Annotated in this window: 15 protein-coding genes; 12 read left to right on the forward strand and 3 right to left on the reverse strand. The window is 68.0% G+C overall.

The genetic code is table 11. From position 1 onward, the window contains the following. Positions 1-59 precede the first annotated feature (59 nt). From PQI66_RS02970 to PQI66_RS02980, 3 genes are read left to right on the forward strand one after another with little or no spacing between them, the layout of a single operon-like run. Complete coding sequence (locus PQI66_RS02970; protein WP_339995872.1) at positions 60-473, forward strand: META domain-containing protein; 414 nt, start codon at positions 60-62, stop codon at positions 471-473. Next, on the forward strand, positions 473-940 hold the full coding sequence (locus tag PQI66_RS02975; RefSeq protein WP_339995873.1) for an META domain-containing protein: 468 nt from the start codon (positions 473-475) through the stop codon (positions 938-940). The genes PQI66_RS02970 and PQI66_RS02975 overlap by 1 nt, the downstream gene beginning before the upstream one ends. Positions 941-947: 7 nt before the next feature. Then, positions 948-1,805, forward strand: a complete 858-nt coding sequence (locus PQI66_RS02980) for an HAD family hydrolase (RefSeq protein ID WP_339995874.1) — start codon at positions 948-950, stop codon at positions 1,803-1,805. Here the strand turns inward: PQI66_RS02980 and PQI66_RS02985 are convergent. Continuing rightward, the gene (locus PQI66_RS02985) at positions 1,768-3,222 is read right to left on the reverse strand and encodes an aminotransferase-like domain-containing protein (protein WP_339995876.1); all 1,455 of its coding nucleotides are present in this window, start codon (positions 3,220-3,222) and stop codon (positions 1,768-1,770) included. The genes PQI66_RS02980 and PQI66_RS02985 overlap by 38 nt on opposite strands. On the opposite strand from PQI66_RS02985, the gene PQI66_RS02990 reads away from it, so the two are divergent. From PQI66_RS02990 to PQI66_RS03020, 7 genes are all read left to right on the forward strand, one after another. Beyond that, a complete protein-coding gene (locus PQI66_RS02990; RefSeq protein ID WP_339995877.1) occupies positions 3,221-4,195 on the forward strand; it encodes a DMT family transporter in 975 nt (324 codons plus the stop codon). The genes PQI66_RS02985 and PQI66_RS02990 overlap by 2 nt on opposite strands. Then, positions 4,192-5,436, forward strand: a complete 1,245-nt coding sequence (locus tag PQI66_RS02995) for a pyridoxal phosphate-dependent aminotransferase (protein ID WP_339995879.1) — start codon at positions 4,192-4,194, stop codon at positions 5,434-5,436. The genes PQI66_RS02990 and PQI66_RS02995 overlap by 4 nt, the downstream gene beginning before the upstream one ends. Beyond that, positions 5,437-5,562, forward strand: a complete 126-nt coding sequence (locus PQI66_RS03000; RefSeq protein WP_339995880.1) for a hypothetical protein — start codon at positions 5,437-5,439, stop codon at positions 5,560-5,562. It abuts the gene before it with no gap. A 263-nt stretch (positions 5,563-5,825) separates the two neighbouring features. Then, positions 5,826-6,629, forward strand: coding sequence for a bifunctional hydroxymethylpyrimidine kinase/phosphomethylpyrimidine kinase (gene thiD / locus PQI66_RS03005; protein WP_339995882.1), 804 nt, complete (start codon positions 5,826-5,828; stop codon positions 6,627-6,629). Then, a complete protein-coding gene (locus tag PQI66_RS03010; RefSeq protein WP_339995884.1) occupies positions 6,626-7,687 on the forward strand; it encodes an FUSC family protein in 1,062 nt (353 codons plus the stop codon). The genes thiD and PQI66_RS03010 overlap by 4 nt, the downstream gene beginning before the upstream one ends. 258 nt (positions 7,688-7,945) lie before the next feature. Then, positions 7,946-9,802 carry a BCCT family transporter gene (locus PQI66_RS03015; protein WP_339996017.1) on the forward strand — a complete coding sequence of 619 codons (1,857 nt, stop codon included), beginning with the start codon at positions 7,946-7,948 and terminating at the stop codon, positions 9,800-9,802. Between the two features lie 41 nt (positions 9,803-9,843). After that, complete coding sequence (locus PQI66_RS03020) at positions 9,844-10,353, forward strand: phosphoribosyltransferase (RefSeq protein WP_339995886.1); 510 nt, start codon at positions 9,844-9,846, stop codon at positions 10,351-10,353. Here PQI66_RS03020 and PQI66_RS03025 read toward each other — a convergent pair. Next, positions 10,350-12,074 carry an FAD-binding dehydrogenase gene (locus PQI66_RS03025; RefSeq protein WP_339995888.1) on the reverse strand — a complete coding sequence of 575 codons (1,725 nt, stop codon included), beginning with the start codon at positions 12,072-12,074 and terminating at the stop codon, positions 10,350-10,352. The two genes, PQI66_RS03020 and PQI66_RS03025, sit on opposite strands and share 4 nt — an antisense overlap. 160 nt (positions 12,075-12,234) lie before the next feature. On the opposite strand from PQI66_RS03025, the gene PQI66_RS03030 reads away from it, so the two are divergent. Then, complete coding sequence (locus PQI66_RS03030) at positions 12,235-13,611, forward strand: MFS transporter (RefSeq protein ID WP_339995889.1); 1,377 nt, start codon at positions 12,235-12,237, stop codon at positions 13,609-13,611. Between the two features lie 16 nt (positions 13,612-13,627). On the opposite strand, the gene PQI66_RS03035 is transcribed toward PQI66_RS03030, so the two are convergent. After that, positions 13,628-14,986, reverse strand: a complete 1,359-nt coding sequence (locus PQI66_RS03035) for a class I SAM-dependent methyltransferase (protein WP_339995891.1) — start codon at positions 14,984-14,986, stop codon at positions 13,628-13,630. Positions 14,987-15,318: 332 nt separating this feature from the next. Here PQI66_RS03035 and PQI66_RS03040 point away from each other — a divergent pair, with 332 nt between their 5' ends. After that, positions 15,319-16,746, forward strand: coding sequence for an NAD(P)/FAD-dependent oxidoreductase (locus PQI66_RS03040; RefSeq protein ID WP_339995892.1), 1,428 nt, complete (start codon positions 15,319-15,321; stop codon positions 16,744-16,746). Positions 16,747-16,839: the final 93 nt, after the last annotated feature.

The raw sequence follows: 16,839 nt of genomic DNA on the forward strand, positions 1-16,839 counted from the left end.
CGGCGATGGAGCGGGCAGTAGAAGCGAGCCTCACCGACCCCACCAAGGAGTGGAACGTCATGACCCTCACACGCAAGGTTCTCACCGGCGCCGTCGCCGCCCTGGCCGCTGTCGGCCTGGTCGGTATCCCGACCGCTGCCGCGCAGCCGGGGATCCCCGGCTCATCTGTCCCGTCTCTCCCCGCCGTCCCGTTCACCGGCACCTGGGTCGATGCGAATCCCGCCGGCGGCGCGAAGGTCACGTTCGACCAGGGGCGGATCTCGGGGACGGACGGGTGCAACGGCGTCGGTTCGTCCTACACCGTCTCCGGCAACGTCGCCGACGTCGACCCGTTCGTCTCCACGATGATGGCCTGCACCGGGCCGTGGAGTCAGTGGCTGCAGGGGGTGTCGACCATCCACCACTACGGTGCCCTCCTCGTCGTCCACGGTGACGACGGTGGTGTCCTCGGCGTTCTCCGCCCGGCTTTCTGATGCGGGCACGACGCACGGCCGTCGCCTGCGCCGCCCTGGCGCTCACGCTGGGCCTGACCGCCTGTGGCGATGCCGATGACCAGGACGCATCCCCGACAACCCAGACTTCGGAGGCTCGCACCGTGACCGACACCCCCGCAGACACGCCCACTGATACTCCCCCTGCCACCCCCGGCGACTTCAGCGGCACGTGGGTGGACCCTGACGGCAGGGGCTACCTGAGCTTTGACGGCGACGGCGGCATCACCGGCAGCGACGCCTGCAACGGCATCACCACCACCTACTCCGTCGACGGCACCACCGCCACGGTGGAACCCTTCCCGACCACGATGATGGCCTGCGGTGACGGCTGGTCGCAGTGGCTGCTCGGCGTCAGCACCGTCGAACTGGGCGACAGCTCGCTCACTGTCCGGGGGCAGGACGGCGAGGAGCTCGGCACACTGGTTCCCGGCGACGTGCCGGAGTGACACCGGAATGACTCTGGTCCGGCTGGTCGCCACCGACCTGGACCACACCCTGTTGCGGAGCGACAGGTCGGTCAGCGACCGCACTGTCGCCGCACTGGACTCCGTCCGGGCGGCGGGTGTGCTGGTTGTGCCTGCCACCGCCCGCAACGTCCGCGGTGTCCACGCCGTCAACGGGCGTACCGGATTCGCCGGCTGGGCGGTCTGCGGTAACGGTGCCAGCGGTGTACACCTGGGCAGTGGCGAGGTGTTGTTCAGCCTCGAGGCTGCACCGGAGTCACTCACCCGGGTGATCACGACTGTCCTCGCTCGCGTCCCCGGAACCTGTTTCGCCACGGTGCGGGATTGCGGGGCCCGGTTCCTCGCCGAGGACAACTACGCCGCGCTGGCGTCGGCCGTCGACCACAGCCGCGACCCCGCGTCGATGGAACGGACGGATGTTGCCGGGCTGGTGTCGGCACCGGCGGGAAAACTCGTCTTCCGTCATCCGACGGTGCGTGCCGCTGCCCTGTTCGACGAGGTCGCCGAGCAGGTCCGCGCGCTCGACGACGTGGAGATCACGCTCTCGGGTGCCCCGTTCGTGGAGGTGATGGCGGCCGGTGTGTCCAAGGCCGCCGGCCTGGCCCGACTGTGTTCCCGCCTGGGGATCGGTGCCCACGAGGTGCTGGCGCTCGGCGACGGGGTGAATGACGTCGACATGCTGCGGTGGGCCGGACGGGGCGTGGCCGTGGCCAACGCCGATCCGGCGGCTCTCGCCGCCGCCGACGAGGTGACCGCGTACGCGAACGACGACGGTGTGGCACAGGTCCTCGAACAGCTCAGTGACCAGCTCAGCAACAACGTGCCAGCACCTCGGCGATCGTCCTGACCGCCGGGTCGAAGCGTCCGGGGTCAGGTCCGGCGAAGTTGAGACGGATGAATTTTCCTGTGGGCTCGGCGGGAAACAGGCCGTTGCCGGACGCGATCATCACCCCGGCGCGCTCGCAGTCCACGACGAGACGGTGCAGGTCGGTCGTGTCGGGCAACCGCACCCACAGGTTGAGCCCGCCGCCGGGAACCCCGGAGAGCACCGCCTCCGGAAGGTGCGTGTGGACCGCGTCGACCAGAAGGTCACGTCGGGACCGCAGCTGGCCCCGTAGCGACGCCCGGTGGGTGCGCCAGGCCGGTTGACTGACGACATCCAGGGCCGCCACCTGGAGCAGCGGGCTGACGTACATGGCCGAGGCGGTGACGTTGGCCCGGATCCGTTCACCCACGGGGCCCCGGGCGATGACGGCGCCCACCCGTAACGCCGGGGAGACGCTCTTGGTCAGGGAGCGCAGGTAGATCACCCTCCCCGCGTCGTCCTGAGCGGCCAGTGGCGCGTGCTCGGGGTCCTCGGTCATGCCGAAGTCGTGCGCCCAGTCGTCTTCGATGAGGAACGCGCCGTGGCGCGCCAGGACGTCGATGATCTCGCGACGCCGGGTCGGTGACCAGGTGGTTCCGGTGGGGTTGGCGTAGCGTGGTTGGGCGTAGAAGGCGCGTGCCCCGGTGCGGGCGAGAGTCCGGTCGAGCTCGACGGGCTCGGGCCCGTCGCCCCCGCCGACGGCCGGGACGAGTGTCACCCCGGATTCGCCGGCGGCGAGGATCGCGCCCCAGTAGGTGGGTGACTCGATGACGACAGGAGCACCGGGGGACGCGACCGCACGGAAGATCGCTGCGAGCCCGGACTGGGTACCGGGCAGGACGGTGACGTCGGCCGCTGCGGCCGGTGTCGTCCCGGAGGGAGTGTGCCGACCGAGTTCACGGGCGAACCACTGGCGTAGTTCCGCCACCCCCGCACGCGGAGCTGCGGCGACCGCCACGTCGCTGCGTGCGGCACGGACGAGCGCCTGACGCACGAGCTTCTCCGGAAGCAACCGTCGGTCGGGGTAGCCGTTGTGCAGGCTGACGGCGTCCTCGGGTGTGGGGCGCAGCGGACCGTCGTCGCCGCTGCCGGGCGTCGCTGTAGCGGCGACGGCGGTGCCGGCCGTCGAGGCGGCCCCGAGGGCCCCGGCCTGCCAGGAGTAGTCGGCGGGCCGGAGCCGCCGCCCCGTCGGTCCCGCCGCGACGAAGGTGCCGACGCCCGGCCGGGTGTCCACCAGGCCTTCGGCGGTGAGGGTACGCAGTGCTGTCTGGACCGTGCCGGGCCCGACCCCGTGGTCCCGGACGAGGGCACGGGTCGCGGGGAGTCTCGTTCCGGGGGCGTGGCCCACGACCCACCCACGGAGTTCCTCCACAAGACGCGCACTGCTACTCTGAGACATGAACAATCATAGTAGCGCTACCGACGACAGCGGTCCACCGATACTCCCTCCCGGTCTGCGGTGGGGCACCCTGGGCGTCCTCGCCTTCTCCCTGACCGTGCCGCTCACCCGGGTCGCCGTCACCGGAGGACTGTCCCCGGTGTTCACCGGCACCGGACGGGCCGTCGTCGCCGGAGTTCTGGCGGGTGCCGTCCTCCTCTCGACCGGCCAGTTCCGCCGACTCCCCCGCGCCCGGCAGTGGCTGCGCCTCAGCCTCGTCACCGGCGGTGTCGTGGTCGGCTTCCCGGTCTGTACGTCACTGGCGCTGCAGGACGTCCCCGCCGTCCACGGTGCCGTGGTCATCGCGGCCCTGCCCGCCGCCACCGCCGTGGTCACCGTCCTGCGTACGGGCGAACGCGCCGGCACCAGATTCTGGTGCGCCGCCGCCCTGGGCGCAGTCGCGGCGGCCACCGCCGGTGTGCTGCACAACGGCGGAACCGGAGGAGCTCTCCACGCCGCAGACCTCCTTCTTCTCGCCGCCGTCGCCACCGGAGCCGTCGGTTACGCGGAGGGAGGCCTGCTCTCCCGCGACCTCGGCTCCTGGCAGACGATCTGCTGGGCGCTGGTACTCGGGCTACCGGTGATGACGGTCCTCGCCGTGGCGAGTGCACCTGACTTCCGGGCCGGTTGGGCGGACTGGGCCGCTGCCGATACCGAGGCATGGGCAGCCTTCGCCTACCTCAGCGTGGTGAGCATGTTCCTGGGCTTCTTCGCCTGGTACCGCGGTCTCGCGCTCGGACCCATGCTCCAGGTCAGTCAGGTGCAGCTGATCCAACCACTGCTGAGCATCGCCTGGGCCGCTCTCCTGCTGAGGGAACACGTCACCGTACCCACGATGCTCAGCGGTCTGCTCGTCATCGCCTGCGCGGCGACGGCTGTCCGCGCACGTAACACACCATCCCGATCCCACCCCGACATGAAGGGACAACCATGACCCACATCCGGAAGACCGTCCGCCAGTCCTCGAAACTCCGCAACGTCCTCTACGAGATCCGTGGCCCTGTCGCCGCACGTGCCGCAGAGATGGAACGCGCGGGGACCGACATCCTCAAGCTCAACATCGGGAACCCGCAGCCGTTCGGTTTCACCGCTTCCCCGCAGATCACCGCGGAGATGTCCCGGGCCCTCCCGGTTTCCCACGGATACTCGGACTCCCACGGCGTCCCCGCCGCGCTGGACGCGGTCATCGCCCGGTACGACGCGGTCGCCGGGTTCCCCGCGCTGCGCCGGGAGGACGTCTACCTCGGCAACGGCGTCAGCGAACTGATCACCATGACCTGCCAGGCCCTCGTCGACAACGGCGACGAGGTCCTCATCCCCGCACCCGACTACCCGCTGTGGACCGCGATGGTCACCCTCGCCGGCGGTACCCCGGTGCACTACACCTGCGACGAGGATGACGGGTGGAACCCGGACCTGACTGACATGGAGTCCCGCATCACCGGGCGCACCACGGCGATCGTGGTGATCAACCCGAACAACCCCACCGGTGCGGTCTACCCCCGGCACATCCTGGAGGGCATCGCCGACATCGCCCGACGACACTCGCTGACCCTCCTGGTCGACGAGATCTACGACGAGATCACCTATGACAGGACAGTCCACACCCACCTTGCCGCGGTCGCCCCGGATGTGCTGACGCTGTCGTACTCCGGCCTGTCGAAGAGCAGCCGTCTGGCCGGCTACCGTGCCGGATGGATGGTGGTGACCGGCACGCAGGACCACGCCGCGGACTTCCTGCACGGGTTGGATCTCATGGCGTCGACGCGGTTGTGCCCCAATGTCCCCGGCCAGCACGCGGTGGTCGCGGCGCTGGGTGGTGGGGGCAGAAATGCCGACCGCTCCATCGCCGAGCTCACCGGACCTGAGGGGCGGCTCGCCCGTCAGCGGGACGTGGTGGACACTGCGTTGAACAGCATGGACGGCGTGAGCTGCGTGACTCCGCGTGGCGCGCTGTACGCCTTCCCCCGCCTGGATCCGGGAGTCCACGACATCCGCGACGACGAGAGACTGGTCATGGACCTGCTGGAACGTGAGCACATTCTGCTGGTCCACGGCACCGGCTTCAACTGGCCGACCCCGGACCACCTGCGCATCGTCCTCCTACCGGAGGAGAAGGTGCTCGCCACAGCGATGGAACGGCTCGGTAACTTTCTGGGCGACTACCGACAGTAGGTGGGACGGCGGCGTGCGGAACTGCGCAAACCGGTGGCCTCACTGTCCAGGGTGCTGGCCGCCCTGATCGAGAGGGACATCATCCACTCCCCGGCCCGGGGGACGGTGGCGTTCCGGTTACCCTAATTCCACGAGTTCCTCGACATCCCGAGAGGACCGCTGGAGGTGTCCTGACGGGGCGTCCACCAGCAACCGGGCACATATCGCACCACTTAAGCGCAATATGCAACTGCGACCTGGACTTTTAGATGCATCATTATCTTATCTGGTGCGATATCCTGACGTCCGATGCCTCCCCGCCTCCGTCGGGACGTCGGGCGGTTGACGGCCCTCCGCGCCTCGGCACCCATGCTGCCGCGCGTCCACCCATCTCCCCTACGATTGGTCCCATGAACACACCTCCCATCGCATTCGTCATCGCCGGCTCCGAGGCCACGGGCGGCGCCGGCATCCAGGTCGACCTGAAGACCTTCCAGCAGTCGGGTGTCTACGGCGTCGGCGCGCTGAGCTGCATCGTCGCCTTCGACCCGAACAACAATTGGGCCCACCGCTTCCACCCGGTGGATCCCGACATCATCGCCGAGCAGTTCGAGGCAGCGCTGGCCACCCATCCGGTGGAGACGATGAGCACTGCGAAGGTCGGGATGCTGGGAACCCCGCAGACCATCGACATCGTGGCCGAGAAGCTCGCCGAGCGCAGCTGGAGGAACCTCGTCGTCGATCCGGTGCTGATCTGCAAGGGGCAGGAACCCGGCGCGGCACTGGACACCGACAACGCGCTGCGGGAGAAGATCCTGCCGTTGGCGACGGTGGTGACCCCGAACGTCTTCGAGTCCCAGACCCTGTCCGGGATGGACAGCATCAGCACCATCGAGGAGCTCGAGGAGGCCGCCCGTCGCATCGGAGAGCACGTCCCCTACGTCCTGGCCAAGGGTGGCGTCGAACTGCCCGGCGACGAGGCCGTGGACGTGCTGTGGGACGGCCATGAAATCACCCGTTTCTCCGCTCCGAAGATCGGTGAGCAGCGTGTCTCCGGTGCCGGTTGCACGGTCGCCGCCGCGCTGACCGCGGAGCTGGCCAAGGGCACCGACATCGTCGAGGCCGTCCAGCGTTCCAAGGACCTCGTCACCCGAGGCATCGAACACCGCGTCACCGCGAACACACCCTTCGACACCGTCTGGCAGGGGGCTTGATCCACCCTAAGCTCCGGTACGGCCGCGCCGATCTCAGCGCCACCGCCCGCAGCATCCTCACCGTCGCGCCGGGCAACAGGGACCTGGTGCCGGCCGTCCGGGTGTCACTGTCATTGGCGGTGCCGGTCGTCGTACTCCTGCTCGCCGACCGGATCGAGTGGTCGCTGTTCGCTTCGTTCGGGGCCTTCACCTCGATCTACGGGCGCTACGCCCCCACCCGCATCCGCCTCCGTCATCAAGCCCTCATCGGTGTCATGCTCACCGTCTGCGTGGCACTCGGAGCAGTGATCGCCCGGCTGGCGCTCACCTGGACGGACGCGATGCACGCCGCCGTCACGGTGCTGGCGGGCTCCCTCGTCGCCGCCGTGACAGCGACGGTGATCATGGTGCGCGACCTGAGACCCGCCGGCGCGGTGTTCACTGTCTTCGCCACGACAGCGGTCGCGTCAGCACCCGTCACCGCATCCCCGTGGACCGCGCTGGCGATCGCGGGAGGATCGGCGTCATGGTGCATCCTGCTGAGCTGGCTGTCCCGGTGGGCCGGGGAAGCGAACACCGGGAACACTGTTCCGGCTCCACCGTCCTTCCCGCGTACTGAGAAGGTCCGGCAGTTCAGCCGTTACGGTACTGCGGCGCTGCTCGGTGGTGCCGTGGCATCCCTCACCGGCATCGCCTCGCCCTACTGGGCGCAGGTCGCCGCCGTCGTCCCGCTGTCGGCACCACGACGCCGCCAGCAGGTCGAGCGTGGACTGCACCGCATCATCGGCACGGTCCTGGGCGTGGGGGTGGCGGCATTTCTGCTGTCGTTCCCCAGCGAACCCTGGCAGATCATCGTGTGGGTGGTGGTGATGCAGTTCCTCGCCGAGCTGGTCGTCCTGCGGAACTACTCGCTGGCGTTGGTGTTCATCACCCCCCTGGCGCTGCTGATGGTTTTCCTCGCCCACCCGCAACCGGTCGGCACACTGCTCATCGCACGGATCGCCGAAACGGTGATCGGATCGGCGGTCGGTATCGCCGTGGTCCTCGTCGCCGTGGCAGCCGCCCGACGGACACGCTGACGAAGACCCGGACCGCCGAAGCCTTCCACCTTTCGCCTGGACGTCCCGTAACATGTCCCGGCGAACTGACACCTACCCCGTCCGGCGGAACCCCCTGCTCTGCAACCCCCGGTCGGAGAACGGAATGACTCCGTGCCGGAATCCCCGGAACCCACGTCGCCCGACGGGTATACACCCGCCGCCGACCCCTCCATCACAGACCACGCCGCACGTTCCGACGCACAATCCGACGCAGAACCGGCGCTCTACCCCGATGACATGCATCCCGGGCTCGTCCCCGGTATCAGCGTCGACGACCAGCGCAACCGGTTCGGCCTGGACAAGGTCGTCTTCTTCATCACAGCGGCGCTCATCCTCTCCTTCATCGCCTGGGGCGTCACCAGTCCCTCATCGGTGTCGGACGTGTCCTCGACGATGTTCGCCTGGGCGATCAAGAATGTCGGTTGGCTCCTCAACGTGGTGATGGTCTCCGCCGTTGTCCTGATGCTCTACCTCGCGTTCTCGCGCTTCGGGCAGATCAAGCTGGGGACCGACGACGAGGAGCCGGAGTTCTCCCGCTTCGCCTGGATCGCGATGATGTTCGGTGCCGGCCTCGGCGTGGGCATCTTCTTCTTCGGCCCCTCTGAGCCGTTGACGTACTACATGGACCCGCCGCCGCACACCTCCGACCCGGAGACCCCCGAAGCCCTGCACCGTGGTCTCGCCCAGGCGCACTTCCACTGGGGCCTGGCGATCTGGGGACTCTACGCGATGGTCGGCGGCGCCCTGGCGTACAGCTCCTACCGACGCGGACGGGTCTCGCTGTTCAGCTCGGCCTTCCGCTCACTGTTCGGGGAGCGGCAGAGTTCCGGCATCGCCGGCAGGCTCGTGGACATGATGGCGATCATCGCCACCCTCTTCGGCACCGCGGCGACCCTGGGGCTGTCCGCGCTGCAGATCAGCGAGGGCATCCAGATCGTCTCGGGGGCGTCCCGGGTCACCAACACCGTGCTGATCATGATCATCGGGTTCCTCACCGTCTGCTTCATCCTCAGTGCCGTCTCCGGTGCCGCCCGCGGTATCCGTTACCTGTCCAACCTCAACATCTCACTGACCCTCGGTCTCGTCCTGTTCACCTTCATCCTCGGTCCGACACTGTTCCTGCTCAACCTGGTGCCCTCGGGCATCATGGCCTACGCCGACAATATGCTCGACATGATGGGACGCTCACTGTCCTGGGGTGACGACACCCTGGAGTTCCAGTCGGTGTGGACCGCCTTCTACTGGGCCTGGTGGATCGCGTGGACACCGTTCGTCGGTCTGTTCATCGCCCGGATCTCCCGTGGCCGCACGATCCGCGAGTTCGCGCTGGTGACGACCCTGGCACCGACGTTCATCCTGATCCTCGCCTTCACGATCTTCGGTGGCACCGCGATCAGTTTCTTCCAGGACGGGCGTGACGGCGTCAACGGTGACTCCTCACCCGAGCAGGTGCTGTTCGCCCTGTTCGACAACCTCCCGCTGAGCTCGGTCACCCCCTTCATCATCGTCTTCGTGCTGGCGGTGTTCTTCATCACCTCGGCAGACTCCGCGTCACTGGTGATGGGCACGCTGTCCGAGCGGGGTAATCCGTCCCCACGCAAACTCGTCATCGTCTTCTGGGGCCTGTGCATGATGGGCATCGCCGTGGTCATGCTGCTCACCGGTGGGGAGACCGCGCTGACAGGCCTGCAGAACCTGACGATCCTCATCGCCATCCCCTTCTCCGTGGTGCTCATCGTCCTGGCTGTCGCATTCGTGAAGGACCTTTCCACGGACCCGGCCGCAATCCGCCGCGACTACGCCCGTTCCGCGATCCAGAATGCCGTGGTCAAGGGCATGCAGGAGCACGGTGACGACTTCGAGATCTCCGTCGCCCGGACCGAGGACGGTGCAGGCGCCGGTGCTCACTTCGACTCCACCGCGGACAAGGTCACCGACTGGTACCGGCGCACCGACGAGGACGGCAACGACGTCGGCTACGACTACGGTTCCGGCGAATGGGCCGACGGATGGACACCCGACGGGCGTGCCGACGACATCGGCGACGAGGACGCGGACGGTGATCCTGCGACCCCGGAGCGTAACCGGGACTAGCCTGACGCGACCGGGGACCGCACACGATACGATGAGACGTTATGAGCCCCACGAGCACTGAACGCGAGATCCTCACCTACGACCGTTTCGGCACCGCCATCAAGGAGCTGGCACAGACGGTCGTGGACGACTACAAGCCCGACCTCATCCTCTCCATCGCCCGTGGCGGGCTCCTCATCGGCGGCGCCCTGGGCTACGCGATGGGGATCAAGAACGTCTCGGTGATCAACGTGGAGTTCTACACCGGTGTCGGCGAGACCCTGGACCAGCCGGTGATGCTTCCCCCGACCCCGGAGGCCGTCGACCTGTCCGGCATGAAGGTCCTGATCGCCGACGACGTGGCCGACTCCGGCAAGACCCTCGAGCTCGTCCAGGAGTACTGCGCGGAGACCGTCGCCGAAGCCCGGACCGCGGTGATCTACGAGAAGTCCCGCTCGATCATCAAGCCGGACTACGTGTGGAAGAAGACCGACCAGTGGATCGACTTCCCCTGGTCGGATTTCCCCGTCATCACACCGACCGGGGCCCCCACCGGCGGCGAGGCTTCCTAGGTCGTCCGCCGGGCAGCGCCCCCGGCGGTCTGGCCGGATCGGCCCAGCGCCTCACCGACGCGTTTGCCGCTGTGGATGCAGCCGCCGAGGAACGTCCCCTCCAGGGCGTTCTTCCCGTGCATCCCGCCACCGCCGAATCCGGCGACTTCGCCGGCGGCGTAAAGTCCCTGCAGCACACTCCCGTCCGAACGCAGGCACCGGCCTGACAGGTCGGTCTCGATCCCGCCGAGGGTCTTGCGGGTCACGATCCGCAGCCGGACCGCGATCAGCGGGCCGTGGTCCGGATCGAGGATCTTGTGTGGCTTCGCCGCCCGAACGATCTTGTCACCGAGGAACTTCCGCGCCGTGCCCAGGTAATTGACCTGGGCATCCTTGGAGAATCTGTTGTCGAGTTGGCTGTCGCGGTCCTCGATCTGTCGGCGCAGGTCCTGCGCGTCCACCTCGGGAGCCCCGGCTGCAGCGCCTCCGGTGAGGTCGTTCATGCCGCTCACGAGCGATTCCAGGTCGTCGGCGATGACCCAGTCCTCCCCGTGGTCCATGAAATTGCGCACGGCGACGTGGGTACCGGGACCGATTTTCCCGGCAAGCTTCCTGAAGGACTTGTCGGTGAGGTCCGGGTTCTGCTCGGAGCCGGAGAAGATGAACTCCTTGTCCGCGATGGTCTGGTCGAGCACGAACCAGCTGTACCCGTGCCCGGTGCGTCCGATGTGCTCCAACGAGGCGAGGTTGTCGGAGCCGGGGAAGATGTTCGTGGGGAACCGCCGGCCCTCCGCATCGAACCACAGGGTGCTCGGCCCCGGGATGATGCGGATGCCGTGTCCGGGCCAGATGGGGTCCCAGTTCGCCATGCCCTCGGTGTAGTGCCACATCCGGTCGGTGTTGACCGTGGTCGCGCCGGCCTCGGTGGAGATCCCGATCATCCGGCCGTCGACGTGCGCCGGCACTCCGGCGACGAGGTCGTCGGGACATTCTCCCCACCGCTGCGTCGGCCAGGACCGCCGGACCAGGTCCAGGTTGCCGCCGATGCCGCCGGAGGTGACCGCCACGGCGGCGCCCCGGTACTCGAACGTGTCCACCACCTCCCGGGGAGAGGCGACACCTCTGCCCAGGTCGTCGCAGGGGGTGAGCACACTGCCACGGACGCCGACAACGGCACCGCCCTCGACGATCAGCTCGTCGACCCGGTGCCGGAAGGCGAAACGGACCGTCCCCCGCTGTTCGGCGGCGAGCAGCGGCTCCCGGAACACGCGCACGACCTCGGGCCCGGTGCCCCAGGTGAGGTGGAAACGCGGTACCGAGTTCCCGTGCCCGGAGGCGTCGCCGCTGCCGCGCTCGGCCCAGCCCACGGTCGGCAGGACATTCAGCCCGAGATTACGCAGGTAGTCCCGCTTCTCCGTCGCCGCGAAGTGCACGTACGCCCGCCCCCACTCCCGCGGCCAACGGTCGTTGCCGGAGTCGTCGTAGTCGGCGGAGTTCCGCCAGTCCCGCCACGCCAGATCCTCGGAGTCGCGGATCCCCATGAGTCTCTGCTCCGGGCTGCCCACGTAGAACAGTCCCCCGAGCGACCAGAACGCCTGCCCTCCGAGGTTGGCACGGTTTTCCTGGTCCAGGACAAGGACCTCCCGTCCGGCTTTCTCCGCTTCGTAGGCGGCGACCAGGCCCGCCAGACCGGCGCCGACGATGATCACGGGGGCCGCTGAGGCCGTTCGGTTATCTCCCATACAAAAGGAGTCTAGGGGTTTCCCGCCGACCCCGCGCACGTCCGTTATATCCCATGATCCGGACAGTTGCGTTCGTTGTATGGGAAGAGTAGTTTCCCTCATCGTCCTGTAAACCGCCCGGACACATCCCTTTCCCGACGAGAGAATCGCAGCCACGTTCATGACCACATCCCTCACCGACCATTCCGGTCCGGCCTCCGGGGCGACCGCCGCCCCGGCCACCGGCAACAAGAAGAGCCGGGTGATCATCGCCTCGACCATCGGGACAACGATCGAGTTCTACGACTTCTACGCCTACGCCACGGCCGCGATCATCGTCTTCCCGCACCTGTTCTTCCCGGAGAACGAGAACTCCACCGTGGGGCTGCTGGCCTCCCTGGCCACCTTCGGTCTCGCCTTCGTCGCCCGCCCGGTGGGCTCGATCGTCTTCGGCCACTTCGGTGACCGGATCGGCCGCAAAGCCACCCTGATCGGCGCCCTGCTCACCATGGGGGTCGCCACCTTCATCATCGGACTGCTCCCCACCTACGAGCAGATCGGCCTCTGGGCTCCGGCACTTCTGGCGCTGATGCGGTTCTGCCAGGGCCTGGGACTCGGCGGAGAGTGGTCCGGTGCCGCTCTGCTGGCCACCGAGAACGCCGAGGACGGCAAGCGCGCCCGTGCGGCGATGTGGCCCCAGCTCGGTGCCCCCTTCGGGTTCATCCTGGCCAACGGACTGTTCCTCATCCTGGTCCTCGGCATGGACCACACCCACGGCGAGCCGGGCGGCGCCTTCATGACCTGGGGGTGGCGGGTGCCTTTCCTGCTGTCTGCGGTGATGGTCGCCATCGGACTGTACGTGCGCTTCAAGCTGGAGGAGACCCCGGTCTTCCAGGACACCCTCGACAAGGGTGACGACGTCAAGGTACCCACGCTCGAGGTCTTCCGCACCGCCTGGCGCCCCGTCCTGCTCGGCACCTTCGTCATGGTCTCGACCTACACACTGTTCTACCTGGTGACCACCTGGTTCCTCTCCTTCGGCATCGGTGACCGCGACGCCGGCGAAGGACTGGGCATCCCCTACAACCACTTCCTCGTCATCCAGCTGATCACCGTGCTGTTCTTCGTCGTCGGCGTTCCCCTGGCCGGCTACCTGTCCGACACCGTGGGACGTCGCCGCTACCTCACCGTGGTCTCCGTCCTGATCCTGTTCTACTGCTGTGCGTTCCAGGCGTTCCTCGACCCGGCGACCTCCGGCGAACTCAAGGCCGGCATCTTCCTGGGCATCGGCATGCTCCTGATGGGGCTGATCTTCGGCTCCATGTCCGCCGTCCTGCCCGAGATGTTCCCCACGAACGTGCGGTACACCGGCTCCGGCATCTCCTACAACGTCGCGTCCATCCTCGGCGCGGCTGTCGCCCCCTTCATCGCCGTGGCGCTGGCCACCGCCTACGGCCCGTGGTCGGTCGGCGTCTACCTCGCCGTCGTCGTGCTCATCAGCCTGGTGGCCATCCGGCTGATGCCGGAGACCAGGGACGCCGACCTCTACACGGTGTGAGAGACCACCGCAGTGGTCAGAACCGCCGGAACACGAACTGCTCGCAGTCCAGCGCGCCGGCACGGGCGAGCGCCTCGTGTAGAGCGAGCTGGTAGTTCCACAGGCGTCGGTAGACGACGTCGAAGCCCGCGGCCGCCGCAGCCCGCTCACGGGCGTTGAACGCCGACCGCCACAGCCCCAGTGTCGTCGCGTAGTGCGACCCCATCCTGTTCCGCGCGGTGAGGCACAGGCCCGCCCGGTTGGCCTGAGACAGCACATGCCCGTCCGTGGGGTAGGCGACAGCAGGCCAGACGTAGGCGCGCATCACGTCCAGACTCTCGGCGACGGTCTCCTCCGGCAGGTCGGAACCGTGGGCACGCACCACCGACTGGATCACGGCGATACCGTCGGCGGCGAGCATCCGTTCCACCGCCTTGAGGAAGTGGACGGTGCCGTCGTCACCGAGTGTCTCCATGCGCTCCACGCTGAAGACCGCGTCGTAGGTTCCCGACCACTGCCGCGGCGACGGGACCGGCCCGCGGATCGTCTGCACGCGCACGGCTCCGCCCACCCCGGCGTCGTGTGCGACGGACCGCACCTGTTCGGCATGTTCGACGTCCGAGGTCAGCACGTCCACATGCGCGCCACGCTGGGCCGCCATCACCGGCAGTGCCCCGCCCGAGGACGGCAGCTCCAGTACCCGGTGCCCCGGCCCGACCTGTGCTTCGTCGAGCATGGCGTTGATGCGGTGACGTTGGGCGGAATCCAGGTCGGCACGGTCGACGAGCCCCGGGTCGGTGGGGGCGTCGAAGTAGCGGACGGACACCGGCGGGTGATGACCGGCCTGGTCCGGGTTCTCGACCTCCGAGGTCCGCGTCCCTGAGGCGAACAGCGCCGCGCCTGTCGCACGGGTCTGCCCGGCGTAGATGTCGACCAGCGCGTCCGGCAGATCACCGGCACGGACATTTCCGGACACCCGCCGTCTCCGTCGGGACAACGCCCGACCGAACCCGCCTTCCAGCGGCTGGGTCAGCAGTACCCCCAGAACCTCCGGCAGCGGGTCCGCCGTCCACTCCCCCGCCATGTACCCCTCCGCCAGTCCGAGCCAACCGGAGTCCACCACCCGGTCCAGCATCAGCCCGTCGTCCACCACGAAGCGCGGGGACGCCCCCGGGGTCAGGGCGATCCCGTGGTCCTGGGTCAGGTCCTCCAGGCGTTGCTGCAGGTTCACCGCCCGACGGCCGAGGAAAGGAGCCTCAGGAAGACGTGCCACCCCGGGCCAACGCACGGGATCGACATAGTTCTCCCGGTTCTCCCGCTTCTCCCGGGCCCCCTGCCTGTCCCGCAGGCCGTGCAGGTCGCGACGGCGACGGTCGTCGTCGGCAGGTGACGCCACCTCGAGCCTCCGTCCTCACTGGTATCATACGTTTTGATCAGAAACTATCACTCACCCCCGGTTGCACCCGAAACGGAAGGGGCCACGGAACGAGCTGACCGCATCCTGCCCGCGTGATGAGCCCGTCGCCGACAGGCACTAGTATGGGCACTCAGGTCCGACGCGACCGGGAGGTCCGTCGGCTGACGACACTACACCGGCGTCCACCGACCCCCTGTAGAACACGCAGCAGTGCTAAAAGACACAATGCAGAAGAGAACACGCGATGACCACCGGCGCCGACACCGAGGGGCGCCCCGCCCGGCCACCGCAGAACGAGGAGTATCGCTGATATGACCACCGCCACCCCTTTCCGTCCCTCCGGACGTCACCACGTCGTCATCGTGGGTGCCGGCTTCGGCGGGCTGTTCGCCGCCAAGAAGTTCGCCGGCGCCGACGTCGACGTCACCATCATCGACCGCACCAACCACCACCTCTTCCAGCCACTGCTGTACCAGGTGGCCACCGGTGTGCTGTCGTCCGGCGAGATCGCCCCCACGATCCGGCAGATCCTGCGTAAGCAGCGCAACGCCCGCGTCATCAAGGCCGAGGTCCGCGACGTCAACGTCGACGAGAAGGTCATCACCGCCGACCTGGGCGGCAAGGACGTCGTCCTGCAGTACGACTCCCTGATCGTCGCCGCCGGTGCCGGGCAGTCCTACTTCGGCAACGACCACTTCGCCGAGTTCGCCCCCGGCATGAAGAGCATCGACGACGCCCTCGAGCTCCGCGCCCGTATCACCGGTGCCTTCGAGCGCGCCGAGATCACCGACGACCCGGCCGAGAAGGCACGCCAGCTGACCTTCGTCATCGTCGGCGCCGGCCCCACCGGTGTCGAGCTCGCCGGCCAGTTGGCCGAGATGGCGCACCGCACCCTGCGCAACGAGTTCCGACGCACCGACACCGAGCAGACCCGCATCCTGCTGGTCGACGGTGGCCCGCAGGTCCTTCCCCCCTTCGGCAAGAAGCTCGGCCGCAAGGCGCAGAAGACCCTCGAGAAGCTCGGTGTCGAGGTCGTCACCAACTCGCTGGTCACCAACGTCGACCGCGACGGTGTCACCTGGAAGAACATGAAGACCGAGGAAGAGACCACGGTCGCGGCGTACTGCAAGATCTGGTCCGCCGGTGTCGCCGCCAGCCCGTTGGGCAAGCACATCGCCGACCAGATCGACGGCGTCGAGGCCGACCGTGCCGGCCGCGTCCCGGTGAACAAGGACCTCTCCGTGGGCGACCACAAGGAGATCTTCGTCATCGGCGACATGATGAGCCTCGACAAGCTTCCGGGACTGGCCCAGGTCGCGATCCAGGGTGGCGAGCACGCCGCGTCGATCATTCGCGCCCAGGTCGAGGAGGGCAGCACCGACCGCCCCGACTTCAAGTACTTCGACAAGGGGACGATGGCCATCGTCTCCCGCTTCAACGCCGTGGTGAAACTGGACAAGGCCGAGATCTCCGGTCCGGTCGGCTGGTTCATGTGGCTCGCCGTGCACCTGATGTTCATGGTCGGCTTCCGCAACCGTTTCGTCGCCGCCTACAGCTGGGGCCTGAACACCCTGTCCGCCAACCGGTGGCACCTCGTCGCCACCCGTCAGCAGCTGCACGCCCGCAACGCCCTGCGCAAGCTGCGCACCCTCGAGGACGAGCAGGACATCCGCTCCATCGAGGTGCGTGACAACCTGAAGTTCGGTGACGGCCGCGACACCCGCGCCGTGTCCGACTAACCTGCACCTTTCCACCGCGACGGGTCTGACCCCGTGCACACGTCCGGACGTGTGCACGGGGTCAGACTTTTCTCCCCGTCCGAAGGCTGTAGG

The sequence above is a fragment of the Corynebacterium sp. USCH3 genome (genome assembly GCF_037619475.1).
In the GTDB taxonomy this organism is placed as follows: domain Bacteria; phylum Actinomycetota; class Actinomycetes; order Mycobacteriales; family Mycobacteriaceae; genus Corynebacterium.

What these genes read in the sequence shown, in the direction of transcription:
- PQI66_RS02990 (WP_339995877.1), top strand. Translation starts at nt 3,221, where the DNA reads ATGAACAATCATAGTAGCGCTACCGACGACAGCGGTCCACCGATACTC.
- PQI66_RS02975 (WP_339995873.1), top strand. Translation starts at nt 473, where the DNA reads ATGCGGGCACGACGCACGGCCGTCGCCTGCGCCGCCCTGGCGCTCACG.
- PQI66_RS03030 (WP_339995889.1), top strand. Translation starts at nt 12,235, where the DNA reads ATGACCACATCCCTCACCGACCATTCCGGTCCGGCCTCCGGGGCGACC.
- PQI66_RS02980 (WP_339995874.1), top strand. Translation starts at nt 948, where the DNA reads ATGACTCTGGTCCGGCTGGTCGCCACCGACCTGGACCACACCCTGTTG.
- thiD (WP_339995882.1), top strand. Translation starts at nt 5,826, where the DNA reads ATGAACACACCTCCCATCGCATTCGTCATCGCCGGCTCCGAGGCCACG.
- PQI66_RS02985 (WP_339995876.1), bottom strand. Translation starts at nt 3,222, where the DNA reads ATGTCTCAGAGTAGCAGTGCGCGTCTTGTGGAGGAACTCCGTGGGTGG.
- PQI66_RS02995 (WP_339995879.1), top strand. Translation starts at nt 4,192, where the DNA reads ATGACCCACATCCGGAAGACCGTCCGCCAGTCCTCGAAACTCCGCAAC.
- PQI66_RS02970 (WP_339995872.1), top strand. Translation starts at nt 60, where the DNA reads ATGACCCTCACACGCAAGGTTCTCACCGGCGCCGTCGCCGCCCTGGCC.
- PQI66_RS03020 (WP_339995886.1), top strand. Translation starts at nt 9,844, where the DNA reads ATGAGCCCCACGAGCACTGAACGCGAGATCCTCACCTACGACCGTTTC.
- PQI66_RS03025 (WP_339995888.1), bottom strand. Translation starts at nt 12,074, where the DNA reads ATGGGAGATAACCGAACGGCCTCAGCGGCCCCCGTGATCATCGTCGGC.
- PQI66_RS03040 (WP_339995892.1), top strand. Translation starts at nt 15,319, where the DNA reads ATGACCACCGCCACCCCTTTCCGTCCCTCCGGACGTCACCACGTCGTC.
- PQI66_RS03015 (WP_339996017.1), top strand. Translation starts at nt 7,946, where the DNA reads ATGCATCCCGGGCTCGTCCCCGGTATCAGCGTCGACGACCAGCGCAAC.